Here is an 18,886-nt window from a genome sequence, read left to right as displayed (position 1 = left end):
CGGACAATGAATGGTTCACCCGACGCCAGTGCACAAGGCAGTATTGACGCCTGTGTGCTGCACTCGAATAGCGCTCTAACAGCACACAAGCAGACCTCGAGCGGTTTCGAACAGCTCTTGCGTAGCCCTTGCACAGGGTTTGATGAGCAGCATGGTAACAAGCGCCATCACGTTATAGACAAACGTATAATGAACAAGGAGTTCCTGTTTAAGCAACTCCAGAGGCGTGCTTTGTGCAACCCAGCCCGCTAGCGGGCAAACGCTTGCTGCTGGCCTACCGACAAGGGTCGGTCGAAACCGCGAGAGTTACCAGCGGATGCCAGCGAATGCCGATGCCTGACGGGGCAGTCACCCGCGCCTGCCTCCCGCCCACCGGCAGTTCCCTGGCCGTGCTCAGCGCAGTAGGATGTGGGGCAAGAGCAATAGATGTGGTCAGACTGATTCGCTCTCAAGCCGCACGCGCCACCCATCACTCGACTTCAGGGAAGACTCGCCATGCTTCGTCACTTGCGTACTCCGCTCGCTCTGCTCATGTGTACCGCCGTTCTTGCCGGGTGTGAAAGCGCCTCGCGCATGGCCGACAGCATTTCGCTGCCGGACTTCGGCTCTTCACAGCCCGAACAGGGCGAGCAGCGCGTCCAGCGTACCGTCGCCTTCCCGGAGGCGGAGTACGCCAGGCTCGACAAGACCGGCACCTCGGTGATCAAGGGCCGCATGTCCTATGAGTGGCAGGGCCAGACGATCTACGCCAACCGGGCGGGCATCTCGATCGCCCCGGTCACCACCTACTCCGCGGAAGCCGCGGAACTGGCACTGGCAGGCAAGACGGCGTCTCGCGCCGACCCGCGCGCCCAGGCCTACACCCACAGCGTGCGCACTGACAGCAATGGCTACTTCAATGCCACTGGCCTGCCATCCGGCACCTTCTATGTCGCCGGTGTCGTCCAGTTGCCGGACGGCACACGCAGCCCGTTGATCCTCAGTCAGGTTCAGGTCGGCCGTGGCCAGACCCGCAGCATCGAGCTGAGCCGATGACAGGCGCATGTCTCTCTTGCTCTCCATGCTGCCCTTGCATCGCCGGATGATGGCCACCGCACCATGACGACACTCTCGCTGCGCGCCTATACGCCACAGGCGACGGTCCATGATCACGACCACCACCAGCTGGTGCTGCCGATCCGCGGCCATCTCGATATCCAGGTCGGCAACCATCACGGCACCGTGGTCACCGGCGAGTGCGTCATCATTCGCCCCGGGGAGTCACATCTGTTTCATGCCAAGGACGCCGCGCGCTTCATCGTCGCTGACCTGGACTACCTGCCCGACAACCTTGCGGCGTCGCAACGCGTGGTGTTCTCGATCAGCACCCTGCTGATGAACTACCTGCTGTTTCTCGAAGCGCAGCTGCAAGGTGAGGTCGACAAGCACATCGATCAGCTCTCCATCGCGCTGTTTCTCGGCCTGCTGGAGAAGCAGACCTGTGATCAACGCGTCGACCGTCGTCTGCTCAGGGTGCTCGATGTCATGAACGCGCAGCTTGAGCAGCCCCACGACGTGGCATCACTGGCCCGACTCGCCCACCTGAGCCCGACCCAGTTTCACAAGGTGTTCCGCGACAATCTGGGCGTCAGCGTCAAGCAGTACCTGACTGCCAGACGCATGGAGCGCGCGCGGGCGCAGTTGATCCATACCGATCTCAGCGTACAGCAGGTCGCCGAGGCCGTCGGCTATCAGAACCTCTCCGCCTTCTCGCGGCGCTTTTCCTGCTACTTCGGCCAGTCGCCACGCGAGATGACGCGCCAGTATTCGAGCCTCACTCCCCCGAATGACTGAATGACTGAATGACCGACTGATTCGATCATCTGAACAACCGATTGAGCATCCGAACCAGCAGTCCACCACCGCACTCTAGCGGTATATGACGTTTTGCTTCTCCTGGCAGATCAGAGCGTAGTTTCAGCACAATATATTCTCGCGATGAGGCGTAATCTCGTGCACACCGAGACACACTTCATTGCGAGCCATCCACCATGCAGCACTCCTTCTCCCGGACGCCCTTCCACCCAGCGCTGGAACGCCAGATCGGCAACCTTTCCGTCCTCACGGCCGCCCTGCTATGGGGCACGACCGGCACCGCCGCCCACTTCAATCAGGATGTCAGTCCGCTGGCCACCGGCGCCTTCGCCATGGGCTTTGGCGGCATTCTGCAGGCAGTGCTGTCGCGACGAATCCTTCATGAGGAGCTGGCCGCCCTGCTGGTTCACAAGCATCTCGTGCTGTGGGCAGCGCTGTTCATCATCGTCTACCCGCTGGCATTCTATTCGGCCATGGAATACACCGGCGTGGCGATGGGCACCGTGATCACCATCGCCACGGCGCCGTTGGCGGCAGCGGTGCTGGAATATGTGCTGGACCGCAAGCGCGTCAGTGTGCGCTGGTACGCAGCGCTGATGCTGGGCATGGCTGGCGTGGGGCTGATGGCAGTGGGCGAGACACGTCTGGCGGATACGGCAGCGCAAGCCACTGCCAGCGGCGTTGCCAGCGAAATCCGCAAGCTCATCGGTATCGGGCTGGGCGTGCTGGCCGGCGCGAGCTACGCCACCTATTCGCTGCTTGCCAGACGCATGATGCTGCTGGGCGTGCATCGCCGTGCAGCCATGGGGGCAATGTTCGGCTGTGCCGGCGTCATACTGTTGATCGGCCTGGCCATCAGCTGCCTGTTCCTCGATCCGCGCCTGTTTGCCACGCCGGTGAATTCGGCGGTCGCCATCTACATGGCGCTGATCCCGATGCTGCTGGCCAGCCTCATCTTCGGACGCGGGCTCGCCAGCGTGCCCATCAGCCGGGTGACAGTCCTGACCATGTTCGAGCCACTGTTGGCGGGACTGTTGGCCGTCATCGTGGTCGGCGAGCAGTTCACGCTGATGGGCGCCATCGGCATGGTGCTGATCATGACCTGTCTGATGCTGCAATTGCGGCCGCAGGCAACGCAGGCGCCGATGGCCAGCCCGCAGGCAGACCTCGCGGCCTGGACGACGCCCGACACGGCCTCCGACGCTCTGGTTGAGCCACAAGACGACGCTGCCCATTGGGGTGAGCGTGATTCGTGGCGTGACCCGTGGAGCGGAACCGAGCATGGCCGCGATGCCAAGCAAGGGTCGGAGCAAGGGGCTGAGCAAGGGTCGGCGCCATGGCAGCATCACGACGCCTGACGGCCATGAGCGAATTGTTGGCAAGTTGGAGTGCGCGCCCTGAGCGGTAGTCAGCCGGCACGGCGACTCACTTGACCGAAAGTGGTTTCAGCACACTTTCGCAGGACTCATGCTGCGACTGAAATAGGCCGCGGGATTGGCAAGACACGCAAGGACATCACCATGACAACCAATCGCTCTGATATCGCGGCCTCTTCACGGTCGACCGACATGGGTAGCCTGGCCGTGCTGTTTGCCGCGCTGCTGTGGGGCACCACCGGCACGGCGGCCCACTTCAACCAGGATGTCAGTCCGCTGGCAACCGGCGCCTTCGCCATGGGTATCGGCGGCCTGCTTCAGGCAATGATCGCACGACCCAATATCATGGGCTGTCTGAGCCTGCTGTTGGCGCAGAAGCGCTGGGTATTGCTCGGTGCTGTGTGTGTCGTCATCTACCCGCTGGCTTTCTACTCCTCGTTGCATCTGGCCGGTGTCGCCATCGGCACGGTGATCACCATCGCCACGTCGCCACTGGCAGCGGCGATTCTGGAGCGCCTGTTCGGCCACCACCGACTCACGCTGAGCTGGTATCTCAGCCTCGCGCTGGGCATTGCCGGTGTGGTGATGATGGCGGTGGGCGAAACGGCCACTCATGGAGGAGATATTGCCGCCATCAGCGCCGGCGGCGACACGATGGGGACAGGGTCAGGGAGCGTGTCTGACGCTCACTGGCAACGCCTGACCGGCATCTTGCTGGGCATCATCGCCGGCACGACCTACGCCGCCTATTCGCTGATCGCCCGGTGCATGATGGACCACGGCACCCACGCCCGCGCTGCCATGGGCAGCCTGTTCGGCGTCGCCGGTATCGCGCTGATCGCCGGCCTGGGTCTCAGCATGCTGGTGGCCGACCCGCGCCTGTTCGCCACCCCCGGCAACACATCGCTCGCACTCTACATGGCGCTGGTACCGATGTTCCTTGGCTATATTGCCTTCGGCTACGGCCTGAAGACCGTTGCCGCCAGCAAGGCCACCCTGCTCACCCTGTTCGAACCGCTGGTCGCCGCCCTGCTCGCCGTCACCATCGTCGGGGAACATATTGCTCCGCTCGGCTGGCTCGGCATGGCGCTGATCGCCGTCTGTCTAGTAATTCAGGTGAAGCCAGCGACCGCTTGATCAATGTGAGCGGCACGACGAGGCGTTACCAAATGCGCAAAGCACAAAGCCCCAGCCTGAGTTTCAGGCTGGGGCTTTGCATTGCTGGGCATAAGCTCTCGGGCTCACGCCATCTCAATCACTCGCCGTGAAGAGCGCGCGCCGTCAATGCGAGGCAAGCTCGCCGGCATCCACTTGCGGTGTTATCCGACGTACGCCCTTGGCATCCTGCGCGTAGGCACGATGTCGCACATCCCAAAGCTCCACGGCATGCTGGATGTTGAGCCAGAACTCCGGCGTATTGCCTAGCGCAGCCGCCAGCTTGATGGCCATCGGTGCCGTCAAGGTGCCCTTGTCATGCACGATACGGCTCAGGGTATTTCTGTGCACTCCCATCGCCTCGGCCAGGGTGCGGATATCGATGTTCATCGGCTCCAGAAACTCTGCCGTCAACATCTCTCCTACCGTCAGCGGGCGTCGCTGGGTGTTTCTCATCACTGCTACCTCCTCTAGCCCTTGTAAGCATGCGGGTCTAGATATGTTTGATGGGCGACCCCCGCCTCCCACCGGAAGATGAGTCGATACTGCTTGTTGACACGAATCGAGCAATAACCTGCGAGATTGCCCTGCAGATGCTCGAACCGATTGCTCGGTGGAACCCTCAGATCAGACTCCTGACTTGCGGCATCGAGAATCTGCAACTTTCGGTAGAGCGAACTGGAGAGCGCCGCAGGTATCTTGCGGTGGCCAACATCATGCTCATAGAAGCGCTCGAGCCACACATCCCCGAATTCCAACGCCATGGCAGCACCTTTTTTCCTCATTCTATGCACAACCACGTTGTGCATCAAGTGGTTCTACCCTGACGCTACCCCCCAGGAAAAACGCCCAACGAGTCCAGGACTCGTTGGGCGTTTCATATTCCTTTGCCCTTCACACCAGACGCTCAACCACTCACGCCGCCGTCTTGCTGGCCAGTTCTACCTTGGCAAGCTTGATCAGCCCGCCGTAGACGACGAAGGCGACCACGACACCCACGACCGGCGGCATGAAGGGTGAGCTCCAGGCGCACAGGCAGGCGATGGCGTAGGCGGCGAGCCCCGGCCAGTGGTAATCCACCTTGGGCATCTCGGCGAGGCGCGGATACTGTCCTTTGTGGCCTAGCCAGAAGTTGGCCATGATCACGCCGCCGATCGGCGGGATGAAGGTACCGAGCAGAATCAGGAACGGAATCAGCCACTCATACATGCCGAGTACCGCCAGCACTGTGCCGATGGCCGCGCCGCCCAGGGTGACACGCTGACGATGCGGGGTACGCAGCAGATTGCAGCCGGCGATCGCGAAGTTGTAGATGGTGTTGTCCTGGGTAGTCCAGATATTGAGGAACAGCATCAGGACGGCGAGGCTGACCAGCCCCTGGGCGATCATCACGTCAACGATATCGGCTTGCTGGTAGATCATCGCGCCGAGCGCGCCGGTGAGCACCATCAGGCCATTGCCGACGAAGAAAGCCGCCAGGGTGGCAATGACGGCGATCTTCGGCGAACGCGCGAAGCGGCTCCAATTGGTTGCCTGGGTGCCACCGCTGATGAAGGTGCCGATCACCGCGGTAATGGCGGCCGTCCAGCTCATGGAATCCGTCGGCGTCAGTGCCGCAAGGCCTGCCACGCCACCGACATCGACCATGCCGGTGTAGAGACTGAACAGGATGAACAGCAGCATGGCCGGCACGGCGATGCGGGAGAGCATGTCCAGCCCGCGATAGCCGATCATCGCCGTCAGACAGAAGGCGAAACCGAAGATGATCATCAGCGGCGTGGTCAGCCACTCGGGCAAGCCGAGTGTCTTGACCAGCACGATGGCGATGGTCGCGGTGCCCCAGGCGTACCAGCCGATCTGGGTGAACCCGAGCACGAAGTCAGACAGGCGACTGCCCTTCTCGCCAAAGCACAGCCGTCCCATCAGCACTGAATTCAGGCCACTCTTGCAGGCGATATAGGCCAAGGCAGCGGCGTAACCGCCGAGCAGCAGATTGCCGATCATGATGATCCACAGCAGTTCATTGAGCGCGAACGCGGCACCCAATGACCCACCCGCCCACATGGTGGCGGTAAAGAAGGTGAAGCCGAGCAGCACCATCGAGGTGGAAAGCAGCCCACGTCGTGCCGAAGCGGGGACTTCGCTCAAGGGATAGTCATTGCCGGATTCGCCTGTCATCGATTGCTGATCTGAGGTGCGGTCTGAGGCGTGCGGTGAGGAGTGTTCTGCCATGAGTGCCTTCCTGGAGCTCGGTCGTGAGTCGTCGAGTCTTGTGGTGGTGTCAGCCTGCCTGAACGCCGGCCACCGCCCCCTGCGCGCAAGGTGGTGGTCAGAGCGGCGGTCGCTACCCTACCACCACGCAAGATTCACGCCACCCATCCTCAAACCGTGCAAGACGCCAGCTCGTCGTCTGCCTCATGAAGCTGACACAGGCGTCAGGATCTGGCCTGTCAGCAGACGCGATCGGGCGCAAGACCGCCTCCAGAAATGATTTCGCGACTAGTCCGGCGCAGTACCTACAAACCCCTCAATTACGCCGACGTTGGCATCAACTTGAGCGCCAGACACCAGAACGCCACGCAGCGCACTCTTTCAGTGCAGCGCGTGGCGTGGCTCGAGGCGTACTGCACTGACATCGAAACCTGACGCCGAGCACAGGATGCAAATTTTTTCAGCCTTTCCTTGTTTAGCGGTTCATGCTGAACCCTTCAGCTGCTCGCCAACACCCCTTCGCTGGCATTGACCTCTTCAGTGTCCATCAGGCGCAGTCTGACCGGCACCGATTTCGAGGCGGGCGTATTGCTGCGCGCATCGCGGTGATCCAGCGGAATCAGGTCATTGGTTTCCGGGTAGTACGCTGCCAGACAGCCGGTCGGGATGTCGTATTCCTTGAGCTTGAAGCCCGCCATGCTGCGCTCGACGCCGTCTTCGCTGACCGTTTCCAGCGTCACGCGCTGCCCCTCGCTAAGCCCCAGCGTCTCGAGATCCTGCGGGCTGATCATCACCACCATGCGCGTGCCATAGACGTCGCGATAGCGATCATCATTGGAGTAGACGGTGGTATTGAACTGGTCATGCCCGCGCATGGTGATGAGCAGGAAGGTGCTATCCATGTTCAGTGTCTCGTGGGTCACCTTGTCGAGACCCTCCTCATCCGTGCCCAACCCCTCGGGGAACAGGAAGTTGGCACGCCCCGAGTCGGTATGCCAGATACGCTCGCGCGGCGCGATGCGGATGTGGAAGCCGCCCTGAGCCAGGCGCGCATTGTAGTCGGGGAAGATCTGCGGAAAGACCTCTTCGATGCGGCCACGAATCCGTGCGTAATCCGCCTGCAGCCAATCCCAATCCACGGTGGGGTGCGGCGGCAACGTCGCCTTGGCCAGCTGACAGGTGATGGCGATCTCGGAGTGCAGGCTTGGGTCCGCCGGTGCCATCACGCCGCGCGACGGCGCCACGTTGCACATACCGTCCTCGGCACTGGAGACCTGCTCCGCGCCCTTGCCATCGGCGCCCGCCTGCAGGTCACGTTCACTGTGGCCAATCGTGGGCAGCACCCAACCATGCTTGCCGGGGTGCAGGTGACTGCGATTGAGCTTGGTGGCGACATGCACCGTCATGTCGAGATCGTGCACCTTCTCGACCACGCGCTTCTGATCAGGAATCGCGCGGAAGAAGTTGCCCCCCATGCCGATGAAGGCGCGGACCTCGCCGCGCAGAATCGCCTCGCAGCATTCGGCGACATCATGGCCATTCTCGCGCGGGCACTTGATATCGAAGACCCGATCGAAGGCATCCAGCATCGCGTCATTGGGCAGGTTCTCGATGCCGACGGTGCGGTCGCCCTGCACATTGGAATGGCCGCGTATCGGGCAGGCGCCCGCGCCGGGCTTGCCGATATTGCCGCGCAGCAGCAACAGATTGATGATCTGCTGGATGGTGTCGCCGCCGCGCGCATGCTGGGTGATGCCCATGCCCCAGCAGCAGATCACGCGCTCAGCCTCCAGATAGGTCTGCCCCGCCTGTTCCAGCGATTCGCGTGACAGTCCGGACATGGCGACCAGGTCCTGCCACTCGAGCTTGCGGCAATGCTCGGCGAAGGCATCAAAGCCGTGGGTATGCTGGGCGATGAAGTCGTGATCCAGATAGCCCACCGCATGCGGATTGCGCTCGCGCAGCGCATCGTCGGCCTCGATCACGTACTTGCACATCGCCTGCACGGCGGCGAGGTCCCCGCCGATGCGCAGCTGATGATACTGACTGCTGATCTCGACGCCCTTGCCGCTCAGCATGTCCTTGGGCGACTGCGGATCGGCAAAGCTGACCAGCGCCCGCTCGCGCAGCGGGTTGAAGCTGACCACTTCGGCCCCGCGGCCACGCGCCTCGTGGAGATCCCCCATCATGCGCGGGCTGTTGGTACCGCTGTTCTGGCCGAAGATGAAGATGGCATCGGCCTGCTTGAAGTCCTCGAGATTGACCGTCGCCTTGCCGATGCCGATGGACTCCGGCAGCGCCCGCGAGGTGGTCTCGTGGCACATGTTCGAGCAGTCCGGGAAGTTGTTGGTGCCGTACATGCGCCCGAACAGGGAAAACAGGAACGCCGCCTCGTTGGAGGTACGCCCCGAGGTGTAGAACTCGACCTGATTCGGGTCCTCATAGCGTTTGAGGCGCTGGCCGATCTCGGCGTAGGCCGCTTCCCAACTGGTGATCTCGTAGCGGTCCGTCTGGGCGTTGTAGCGCAGGGGGCGCGTCAAGCGCCCTTCCTTCTCCAGATGGTGATCCGACCATTCACGCAACTCGCTGAGCGTATTGTTGGCGAACAGCTCATCACTGACACGTTCACGTGTCGCCTCCCACGCCAGCGCCTTGGCACCGTTTTCGCAGAAGTTGGCCCCCTTGGGTTTGTCACCATTCGGCCAGGCGCAGCTCGGGCAGTAGAAGCCATCGGGCTTGTTCATCTTCATCAGGCTGCGATGGCCCTCGATGGGCAGATGCTCCTGCCAGATGAACTTCTCGACCGCCTTGATCGACGGCCAGCCACCGCCCGGCGGCCGGTCCAGCTGACTGCCGGACAGCGACGCCGATAACGCCGGCGCGTGGGCCCCCTTGGGGCTGAAGGAATCGACTGGCGTGGTCTGGTCTTGGGACATGTCGGGGCTCCTGACGGTGGCGGCCGGCGGCTGGCATAGATCAGACACCGCTGCGGGCACGCCACCGAACAAAGAATTCAAGGGTCACTCTTGCTTCCTTGACTCGCGCCAAGCCTTTTTCAAGGCCGATCGCCGTTGCGCACTTGAACTTCCGCCGATCCGCCACCAGAGTTGTACAGACCTGACACAAGCAAGATCGCACTTGAGCAAGACCACACAAGCAGACCCGCCACTCAACACGCCAGACATGATGAGGAGCTGGAACATGACCGTATTTGAAGCCCTGCGCGAGACCCACGACGAACAACGCCGCCTGCTGGACATGCTGCTGCAGACCGAAGGTGACAGCGAGCCGCGCGATGACCTGTTCAAGCGTCTCAAGGAATCGCTGACCAATCACGCCGGTGCTGAGGAACGCGCGCTCTACATGCCGATGATGGAGCACGACATGACGCAGGAGAAGGCGCGTCACAGTGTCGCCGAGCACCATGAGATCGATGAGCTGGTCGAGAAGCTTGAGGCGACCGACTACAGCTCGCCGGGCTGGCTGGCCACCGCCAAGCAGCTCGAGCACTTGGTGACCCACCATCTGGATGAGGAAGAGCAGGAAGTCTTCCAGCTGGCAGGCCGCGTCTTCGATGACGCCACCAAGAAACGCCTCGCCGAGGAATATCATCAGGACATGAAGGCGCGCGAAGCGGCCTGAGCCAGAATTCAGGCCGAAAGCGCTTGGCGCTTCAACAGGCTGAACGCTATCGATAGCCGCCGATGACGTACACCAAAACGGGCTGACCACATCATGTGGCCAGCCCGTTTTCTCATGCGTTCAACTAGCCGCGAAGGCGCTGCTGTCTCTCACAGCGTGTGTCATAGCGAATGAGGCGAAGAGTCATCCATCACGTCATCAGCCACGACGCACTCGGGTTACTTGCGGCGCGATGGCCGTGCGGTACCTTTCGCTGCCGGCTTTCTACTTGGGCTGCCTGAGCGCTTGCCCTTGCCTTTCCCAGCCTTCGGCCTGGCATCAAGTGCCTCGGAGCGCCCCACGTAACGCGCGATCCAGATGGTGTGCTTGGCCCCCGAGGTGCCATGTGCGTAGACCTGACGCGCTTCGGCCTTGAAACCGGCCCGCGACAGGCGCTGCGAGAAACGCGCATCGGCCGTGGCCGACCACACCGCCAGAATGCCGGCCGGGCGCAACGCCCTGGCGCATACCGCCAGCCCCTCCGCACTGTAGAGCCAGTCGTTGTCATCCGCGGTCAGGCCTTCCGGGCCATTGTCCACATCCAGCATGATGGCATCGAAGCCGCCAGGCGCTTCACGCAGCACCTCGGCGACATCGCGATTCTCGACAGTCGTGCGCGGGTCCCGAATCGGATAGCCCGCCTTGGCCCCCAGCGGGCCGTCATTCCAGGCCACCACTCCCGGCACCAGCTCGGCGACGACCACCTCGGCATCTGGCTTGAAGTGCTTGAGCGCGGCAGCCAGCGTGAAGCCCATCCCCAAGCCGCCGATCAGAACGTGCTGTGGCGCCGCCGACGTGCCGCGACTATTGAGCAGGCCGGCAGGAATCTCAGCCAGCGCATCTTCCGAGCCATGCATGCGGGTGTTCATCAGCTGCCCGCCCTTGCCGCTCTCGATCTTGATGACAAAGTCCTCGCCATACTCGAACAGACACAACGAATCCGACGTGCCGGGGATCGGCGCGGTATCGAGCAGCACAAAGCGTTTCATGGCACATCCATAGAAGGAAAAATGATCATCTGTCAGGTGGCTTCGTGGCCATCCTGACTATATTCAACATGACGGACATCTGTACGACATGGGGGAGCGTTAGTCTAACAGTCAGAACCCCATGGCAGGTATCCGCCTGCGCGAAGGCATGAAGTTTCGCGAAAGCACGAGAAAAATGAGAGCATGCGCGCATCAAGGCTGGAAGGTATTCGCGAATTCTCTAATACTAGCTTTTGAAGAACGCAACACCGTCGTAAAGCAAAGACTCTCAGCACGAACACTCTCAGTACGAGCTGTCACCGCAAGACCAATGACTGCTGCGCCAAGTAAAGTGCAGGGCTCACGCCGGCAGATGGGCTAGCCTCACCGCCGACGAAGCAGCGTGACACCTAGAGAATCACTCAAGATTCCGACTCATCGGAACCCGAAAAGAGGATATTTCGATGCCGCATACTCATCCGGAGCGACTCGCGACGATCAGCGCCAGCCAGGTCGAGGAACACTTTCGCGATCTCCATCCCATCGTGGCATTGGTTTCTGCCACTCGGCTGCTGCAATTCCTCGAGCGGGAAGGTCTGATTTTGCATGAACATCGTGTGCTATGCGCGAGCATCATTCGCAAGGCCCTGCCCAGCCTCGAAAACGGCCCCGGGCATGACCCTGCCAATCTGCCAAGTCTGCATGGCATAGAACAGACCAAGGAAAGTGAGCCGCGTGTTCCGCTTGCCCAGTCCATGGCAGCGGGTGCCAGTACGCCAGCCACCGTGCATGACAAGCATGAGGATGCTCTCTCCTGACCACCGCCAGGCGTACCGAAACGAGACAACCCGACGCCCAGTTCTGCTCATGCAGGACTGGGCGTTTTAACATTACTAAACAAGAAAATTATGATGGAGGGGTTTAATCCGACGGGATCGTCCACAGGTCCATTGGCAGACGTTCAGCGTCTGAAGGCGCATCAGCGCATTCACGATCAACGAACCGGAGGTGACGGCATGACTCAGCAACAGCCCCCACAGCATCAGAACCAGCAACCGGGCGATGAACATCGCATGGACCCCAAGCCCGAATATATCCGCGAGAGCTATCGCGGCAGCGGCAAGCTCCTGGGCAAGGTGGCAGTCATCACCGGTGGTGACAGCGGTATCGGCCGCGCCGCCGCCGTGCACTTCGCACGCGAGGGAGCCGATTGTCTGATCACGCACCTGGGCAGTGAAGAAGTCGATGCGCAGGAGACCATCCGTCTGATCGAAGCCGAAGGCAGACGCGGACGCCGCATCGCAGGGGATATCGGTGACCCGGCCTTCTGCCGCAAGGTCGTCGAGGGTGCGATGGAGGAATTCGGACAGCTGAATATTCTGGTCAACAATGCCGCCGAGCAGTACGACTGGGATGACGTGACCGAGATCGATGACGAACAGATCGAGCGCACCTTCAAGACCAATCTGTTCAGCCACTTCTACATGATCAAGGCCGCCGTGCCGCACCTCTCCAAAGGCGATTCCATCATCGCCACCTCGTCCGTCAACGCCTTCAAGGGCAACGACAGCCTGATCGATTACAGCGCCACCAAGGGTGCCATCCAGGGGCTGGTACGCTCACTTTCCGGCACGCTGATGGACCGCGGCATTCGCGTCAACGCCGTCGCCCCTGGCCCGGTGTGGACACCACTGATCCCCGCCAGCTTCGATGACGACAAGGTGGCCAGTTTTGGTGAACAGGTCCCGATGGAGCGCCCCGGTCAGCCCAGCGAGATGGGCCCAGCTTACGTCTATCTTGCCAGCGAAGACTCAAGCTACATGACAGGCCAGACGATTCACCTCAATGGCGGCGTCGTGCTCAACACCTGATCGCAAACCTTGAGCACACATCTGAGCAAGCCGGGTGTGATGCGACATGCTCATTACGCCTTTTTCGCTACAAAACGGGCCGCCCAAGATGGGCGGCCCGTTTTCTGTGTCGAGCGCTATGTCGCAGGATGGCTCAGCGTGCGGCGCGCAGGCGCTCAGCTTGGGCCAGCGTGCAATCACTGAGCAGATCCAGCGCGCCCAGTGCCTGATCGCCGGTCACGAAGGGGTGTGCATCGCCTGCCTTGCGAGTCTCAAGCGCCGCGATCCGCCCGGGGGTGCCATCTCGCTTGGGGTGATTTGACAGGAAGACGTCGACGCCTGCCTCTTGTGCAATCTGATGCATCCGCGACGCCGAGGCAGAATAACCGCGCAACCTGGCTTCGTCCGGCCCGAAGTTGAAGCCAGTCCCGCCCCACAGCACGGCGTGATGCACCTCATCACCATCCTTGACCGGGAACACCAGCGACAGCGTGCCTGGGGTATGGCCAGGAGTGATGTACATGCCAAGCGTAGTGTCACCCAGCGTCAGCATCTCATCGTCGATGACCTGATGATCCCGCTCTGGCGGCTCTCCCCAGCGCGGGTTGTCGATGCGCTGCTCGGGATCATCCAGCATGTCCCAATCGATCCGAGTCATGATCACTTCCGGTGCGTATTGTTCGACAATCCACGACTGTCCCCCGTAGTGATCGCCATGACCGTGGGTAATGAGCAGATGCGTGATATCGGCAGGGTCCAGGCCTAGCTCGCGCATACCCGGCGCAATGATGGTTTCTGCCTGGTTGGGAGTATTCATGGCATCAATGAGAACGATGCCCTCTGAGGTAGTCAACGCCCAGCTCGATACCTGCCCATTGCCAACGAAGTAGAGGTTGTCAAAGACCCTGTGCGGCCCGAGCGGCTTGCGCTTGCCAGCGGAGGATTTTGGCTTGGGCCTGGGCTTGTCAGAGGCATCGTCGGAAAGTCGATGGCGCTTGCCTGCGTCAATCAAGGGAGCCTCAAGACTACAAAGGCTGTGCAGGCCCGGGTAGCCCTCTGCGGCTGCCAGACCACGCTGTGCCAGCAGAGTCGCGAATGGCGATGTCGCTGTAGCAGGGGTCGAGTCAACTGGCTGGGAAGCATCGCTGCCAAAGGCGACACCAGCCAACGTCAAGCCTGCGCAACCCGCGACCAGCCCCGTAGCCACTACCCGAAAATTCAGCATAAATTCGCCTATCTCACCAAGATGAATGGATTCAGCGTTGGAGATTGTCACCAACGTCACATTTTCGCAACAAAACGTTGCGCGGGGTTAATGACAAATATTATCATTTGAAAAGTGCACAAATGATGCACACACCATAATGATACGCTCGGGAACACCTCCAGATGCCATCCTCCCTATCAGTACCTTATCGCTCAAGGGCTTCACGCTCAGCCCTCTTGCTGGCTGTGGCGACACTGCCCACGCTGGTGGCGCTCCCCAGCCACGCTTCTGATCAGCTTGAAAATATCGTCGTCACCGCCTCCGGCCATGATCAAATGATCAAGGATGCCCCGGCCTCCATGAGCGTGGTCACGCGAGAGAGCCTTGAAGGTCGTCATTACAGCGACCTCACCGATGCGCTTCGAGGCTTGCCGGGCGTGACGGTATCCAGCGGCGGATACTCCAAGGACATCAGCATTCGCGGTATGCCCGGGGAATACACCCTGATCCTGGTGGATGGTCGCCCGATCGATAGCCGGGATACGCGGCCAAGTGGCAGCGGTGGCTTCGAGCAGGATTGGCTGCCGCCGTTGGAGGCAATCGAGCGTATCGAGGTGGTACGTGGCCCGATGTCGACGCGTTATGGCTCAGATGCCATCGGCGGGGTCATCAACATCATCACCCGCAAGACACAGGAGGAATGGGTCACCAACCTTCACTACGATACCTTCATTCCCCAGCACAGCGACTCGGGACACGAGCGTCAGAGCCGGATTCGCACCTCGGGCCCGCTTATCGATGGGCTGCTGGGCTTGAGTGTCAGCGCGGGACAGACCACACGCCAGGAAGATGACATCACCCGCGGCTATCCGGAGCGCAAGCGTCAGGACCTCGAGACCAAGCTGAGCCTCACGCCCGATGACAACCAGCGCATCGACGTCGAATTCGCCTATCACGACCAGAATCGCCAGACCGAGGAAGACCGCAGTCAAGGCCAGGACAGTGATCGCGATTGGGACACTCGCCGTTTCAGCCTGAGCCATGAGGGTGACTGGGCCAGCGCGAGCACCAACTCTTACGTCCAGCATGAGACTTCGCGCAACGACAGCCGAGACATCACGCTGAGCAATACCAAGGCAAGCAGTCACGTACTGATTCCGCTTGGCGATCATCTCGCCACCGTGGGCGCAAGCTTCGAGGAGGAGCGTCTTGAGGACAACGACACCAATGCCTTGAGCGATATCAACGAGATTCGCAACAGTCGATGGTCACTGTTCGCCGAGGACGAATGGCTCTTGACCGACGACTGGGCGCTGACCGGCGGCGTGCGTCTGGATGAAGACGAGAACTACGGCAGCCACCTGTCGCCACGCCTTTACAGCGTCTATCAACTGGCCGACAGCTGGACGCTCAAGACGGGCGTGGCGACCGGTTACAAGGCGCCGAGTCTGCGTCAGGTAGCCGACAACTGGGTACAGGACAGTCGCGGTGGCGATATCTACGGCAATCCGGATCTGGAAGCCGAGACCTCACTCAGCCGCGAAATCGGCCTGCTGTATGACAATGCCAGAGGCACCCAGGCGGGCGTCACCCTGTTCCGTAGCGACTTCGATGACAAGATCGTGACCGAACTGTGCCCGGATGGCGCCTGTGCCGGCGGCGCGGATGATGCGCGCTGGTACAACAACGTCGACAGTGCCGTCACCCAGGGCGTCGAGCTGAGTCTCAATCAGGAGCTGCGCCACGATCTCGCGCTGGCGCTCAGCTACACCTATACCGATTCCGAGCAGACCAGTGGCGACAACAAGGGCCAACCGCTGACCCAGATTCCCCGCCACCAGGCCACTGCTCAACTGGACTGGCAGCTCAACCATCGCCTCAATCACTGGACACGGGTCGACTGGCGTGGCGAAGAGACCCAGCCCGCCACCGGTGTCACCAGCCGTACTGTCATCGCGCCTTCCTACACGATCGTCGATACGGGCGTCAGCTTCGATGCCACCACTCAGCTGACCCTGAGCGCCGGCCTCTACAACCTGTTCGACAAGCGCGTGCGCTACGACGACTTCGGCTACGTGGAAGATGGTCGGCGCCTGGGGGTCGGCGTCGACTACACCCTCTAGCACCGGATCCGACGGCCAATGGCTTGCCTCCCATGCACCGAGCGATCAGCCCGCTGCATGGGAGGTCATCGCGGCTTTCCTCGCTACGCTCCCCCCTCTCCTCTCCCTTCTCTCATCTTTCCGCCTTCCCTCCTTTTTTCTCGTTTTCAGTGCCTCGCTGACCTGTCGGCCCTGCTCTGCCTGTTCAGTATCAGGCCCTCCTGTTTGTCCGTATCAGTCATTTCAGTCGGCTGAAAACCAGTGGCCTCTCTATTCTGGTAGCAGCCACAGGCGTTGCCGTGGAAAGGACTGAGCGTTACCCGCTCTGCAGGAGGCAAGCATGTCCAAGCTGATTCTCTCACTGGATGGCGGTGGCATTCGCGGCGCGGCCACCGCTCAGTTTCTGATGCGTATTGACACTGCGCTTCGGGATGACCACCAGACCACACTGCGTGACCGTGTCGATTTCTACGCAGGTACCAGTACCGGCAGCCTGATTGCGCTGGCACTGGCTACCACTGTCATGAGTCTCGATGGCATCAATGGGCTGTACAGCACGACCAATGCCAGAAAGATCTTCGCCGACAACCGGGGTTGGTTCGAGCTCGATGGCATCAATGCGCCCAAGTACGAAGCCAAGGGCAAGACCTCGTTACTCAAAAATCACCTAGGTCAGGCCAAGCTCAGGGATGTCCCCGCAGGCAAGCAGGTACTTGTCGTCACCTACGGGATCGAAAGACGTCGCCCACATGTCTTCAAGTCGAGCAAGCGTGAACACCACAAACTGCTGTCCTGGCAGGTAGCGGATGCCTCAAGTGCTGCTCCCACCTACTTCCCGACACGTGATATGAAGCTCGGGCCGGACAACGAGCAGACCTGGCTGATCGATGGTGGCGTCGTTGCCAACAACCCCACCATGTGCGCCATCGCTGAGGCTTGCCGATTATGGCCAGATGAGTCTCGCCGCGTGCTGTCGATCGGTACCGGGACCCGCACGCGCAAGATCAATGGCCCGGATTCACAGCACTGGGGAGCGGTACAGTGGATGCTGGAAGGCAGCCTGATCGATGTGCTGTCCGATGAGAAGGTAGTCGGCTATCAGGCCATCACCATCTCGCCGCCGGGCAGCTATATCCGCGTCAATGCCGAGATGCGCCCGCAGCCAGGGATGCCCAAGGCACCTGACGATGCGATGGACGACATCAGCGCGACCAACATCAAGCACTTGAAGGCGATGGGCGATTTCTGGTTCGAGCAATACGGTGAAGCGGTGTTGGCCCTGATCACCGATCACTACCAGGGCCCCTCGCTGGATCGCATCGACCCCCTGACTGGCAAGCCGGAATCCTATCAACCTGAATCATGACCCACGCAGGGAGCCGCGCGTGACAATGCGGCTCCCTGCGTGGTCGTGGGTCGTCTTTGATACCAGCGGCCTCTAGAACAATAGATAAGTGGCGTAGCCAGCAATCATTGCCATGGCGAAGATGACTGCCACGAAAGCGAGAATCAGCTTCATTCGGAACAGTGAGCGCAGCAACACCAGTTCGGTCAGGCTGGCCCCCGCGCTACCGATGATCAGCGACAGCACCGTCCCTGCCCCCATGCCCTTGGCCATCAGTGCCGAGGCCAGCGGGATCACGGCTTCCGCGCGAATGTAGAGCGGCACACCGATCACTGCCGCCACCGGGATGGCGAACGGATTGTTGGGCCCTGCGTACTGCACCAGCAGATCCGTCGGCATGAAGCCATAGATGACACTACCGATGGCGATACCGACCAGCAGGTACGGAATCACCTTCACGAAGTCATTCCAGGCCTCACTCACCAGGCCGTGATAACGCCCCTGCGGCTTGCGTGTTTCCTCAGCAACGACTGCCGCGCCACAGCTATTGGTGCTGGCGACGGCAGAACCACAGCCGCCGGTATCAGCGACAGGTGCCGAACCACAGCCAGAGGCTTCTTGCACCTTGTCCTGGCGAATGAAGCGCTCGAACCCCGTTGCCTGCAGCAGCCAACCGGCACCCAACGCCACCCCCAGTGCCGCAATCACGTATACCGCCGTGAGCTTGGCGCCAAAGGTCGCCAGCAGCAGGCCGATGATGATCGGATTGAGCAGCGGAGAAGAGAACAGGAACACGATCATTGGCCCGAAGCCGGCACGCGCACGAATCAGGCCCTTGAGCATCGGTATGGTCGAGCAGCTGCAGAATGGCGTGATGGCCCCCAGGCCTGCCGCCATGAAGTAGCTGGTGCGATGGCTCGCGCTCAGCAACGCCTCGACTCGGGACGGCGGAATATGGCGCTGCAATACCCCGACCAGCAGGCTGATCAACAGAAACAGTACCGAGAGTTCTACCGCCAGGAAGGCAAACATGCCCAGGGCATCGTGCAGTTGGTCAGACATCTCAAATCCCTATGATTCTAGAATAATGGAAACGTTGCAGAGCCTAGTTTACACGTCGACACCCTGTCAACTATA

Annotated in this window: 16 protein-coding genes; 9 read left to right on the top strand and 7 right to left on the bottom strand. The window is 61.1% G+C overall.

Features of this window, described 5'->3' with window-relative positions; genetic code table 11:
• The first annotated feature begins 573 nt into the window (after nucleotides 1-573).
• From QQF40_RS06610 to QQF40_RS06595, 4 genes are all read left to right on the top strand, one after another.
• Nucleotides 574-1,035, top strand: coding sequence for a carboxypeptidase regulatory-like domain-containing protein (locus QQF40_RS06610; RefSeq protein ID WP_175088826.1), 462 nt, complete (start codon nucleotides 574-576; stop codon nucleotides 1,033-1,035).
• 63 nt (nucleotides 1,036-1,098) lie between these two features.
• Entirely contained in the window at nucleotides 1,099-1,833 is a 735-nt protein-coding gene (locus QQF40_RS06605; RefSeq protein ID WP_285460766.1) for an AraC family transcriptional regulator, read from the top strand.
• A gap of 197 nt (nucleotides 1,834-2,030) precedes the next feature.
• Entirely contained in the window at nucleotides 2,031-3,212 is a 1,182-nt protein-coding gene (locus tag QQF40_RS06600) for a DMT family transporter (protein ID WP_285460765.1), read from the top strand.
• Between the two features lie 162 nt (nucleotides 3,213-3,374).
• Nucleotides 3,375-4,367, top strand: coding sequence for a DMT family transporter (locus QQF40_RS06595; protein ID WP_285460764.1), 993 nt, complete (start codon nucleotides 3,375-3,377; stop codon nucleotides 4,365-4,367).
• A gap of 144 nt (nucleotides 4,368-4,511) precedes the next feature.
• Here the strand turns inward: QQF40_RS06595 and QQF40_RS06590 are convergent, their stop codons facing one another.
• The 4 genes from QQF40_RS06590 to QQF40_RS06575 form a co-directional block, all read right to left on the bottom strand.
• Nucleotides 4,512-4,841: a HigA family addiction module antitoxin gene (locus QQF40_RS06590; RefSeq protein WP_153635856.1), complete on the bottom strand. Its 330-nt coding sequence runs from the start codon at nucleotides 4,839-4,841 to the stop codon at nucleotides 4,512-4,514.
• 14 nt (nucleotides 4,842-4,855) lie between these two features.
• Complete coding sequence (locus QQF40_RS06585) at nucleotides 4,856-5,149, bottom strand: type II toxin-antitoxin system RelE/ParE family toxin (protein ID WP_285460763.1); 294 nt, start codon at nucleotides 5,147-5,149, stop codon at nucleotides 4,856-4,858.
• A 151-nt stretch (nucleotides 5,150-5,300) separates the two neighbouring features.
• On the bottom strand, nucleotides 5,301-6,563 hold the full coding sequence (codB, locus tag QQF40_RS06580; RefSeq protein WP_285460906.1) for a cytosine permease: 1,263 nt from the start codon (nucleotides 6,561-6,563) through the stop codon (nucleotides 5,301-5,303).
• Nucleotides 6,564-7,093: 530 nt separating this feature from the next.
• Nucleotides 7,094-9,532, bottom strand: coding sequence for an FdhF/YdeP family oxidoreductase (locus tag QQF40_RS06575; protein WP_285460762.1), 2,439 nt, complete (start codon nucleotides 9,530-9,532; stop codon nucleotides 7,094-7,096).
• Between the two features lie 265 nt (nucleotides 9,533-9,797).
• Between QQF40_RS06575 and QQF40_RS06570 the strand changes: the two genes are divergently transcribed.
• The gene (locus tag QQF40_RS06570) at nucleotides 9,798-10,238 is read left to right on the top strand and encodes a hemerythrin domain-containing protein (protein WP_153635859.1); all 441 of its coding nucleotides are present in this window, start codon (nucleotides 9,798-9,800) and stop codon (nucleotides 10,236-10,238) included.
• A 218-nt stretch (nucleotides 10,239-10,456) separates the two neighbouring features.
• Here the strand turns inward: QQF40_RS06570 and QQF40_RS06565 are convergent, their stop codons facing one another.
• Nucleotides 10,457-11,266 (bottom strand): spermidine synthase, encoded by an 810-nt coding sequence (locus QQF40_RS06565; protein ID WP_285460761.1) that lies wholly within the window; start codon nucleotides 11,264-11,266, stop codon nucleotides 10,457-10,459.
• Nucleotides 11,267-11,709: 443 nt separating this feature from the next.
• On the opposite strand from QQF40_RS06565, the gene QQF40_RS06560 reads away from it, so the two are divergent.
• Both QQF40_RS06560 and QQF40_RS06555 read left to right on the top strand, forming a co-directional pair.
• Nucleotides 11,710-12,063: a hypothetical protein gene (locus QQF40_RS06560; RefSeq protein ID WP_285460760.1), complete on the top strand. Its 354-nt coding sequence runs from the start codon at nucleotides 11,710-11,712 to the stop codon at nucleotides 12,061-12,063.
• A 198-nt stretch (nucleotides 12,064-12,261) separates the two neighbouring features.
• On the top strand, nucleotides 12,262-13,116 hold the full coding sequence (locus QQF40_RS06555; RefSeq protein WP_285460759.1) for an SDR family oxidoreductase: 855 nt from the start codon (nucleotides 12,262-12,264) through the stop codon (nucleotides 13,114-13,116).
• 133 nt (nucleotides 13,117-13,249) lie between these two features.
• Here QQF40_RS06555 and QQF40_RS06550 read toward each other — a convergent pair whose 3' ends face one another.
• Nucleotides 13,250-14,320, bottom strand: a complete 1,071-nt coding sequence (locus tag QQF40_RS06550) for an MBL fold metallo-hydrolase (protein ID WP_285460758.1) — start codon at nucleotides 14,318-14,320, stop codon at nucleotides 13,250-13,252.
• A 317-nt stretch (nucleotides 14,321-14,637) separates the two neighbouring features.
• Between QQF40_RS06550 and QQF40_RS06545 the strand changes: the two genes are divergently transcribed.
• Nucleotides 14,638-16,425 carry a TonB-dependent receptor domain-containing protein gene (locus QQF40_RS06545; RefSeq protein ID WP_285460757.1) on the top strand — a complete coding sequence of 596 codons (1,788 nt, stop codon included), beginning with the start codon at nucleotides 14,638-14,640 and terminating at the stop codon, nucleotides 16,423-16,425.
• Nucleotides 16,426-16,744: 319 nt separating this feature from the next.
• Nucleotides 16,745-17,770, top strand: a complete 1,026-nt coding sequence (locus QQF40_RS06540) for a patatin-like phospholipase family protein (protein ID WP_285460756.1) — start codon at nucleotides 16,745-16,747, stop codon at nucleotides 17,768-17,770.
• A gap of 72 nt (nucleotides 17,771-17,842) precedes the next feature.
• Here the strand turns inward: QQF40_RS06540 and QQF40_RS06535 are convergent, their stop codons facing one another.
• Complete coding sequence (locus QQF40_RS06535; protein ID WP_285460755.1) at nucleotides 17,843-18,811, bottom strand: permease; 969 nt, start codon at nucleotides 18,809-18,811, stop codon at nucleotides 17,843-17,845.
• Between the last annotated feature and the right edge of the window lie 75 nt (nucleotides 18,812-18,886).

The sequence above is a fragment of the Cobetia sp. LC6 genome (assembly GCF_030264805.1).
Lineage (GTDB): Bacteria > Pseudomonadota > Gammaproteobacteria > Pseudomonadales > Halomonadaceae > Cobetia.
The sequence above is the reverse complement of the archived record's forward strand: the minus strand, read 5'-3'. Positions and strand labels throughout refer to the sequence as shown.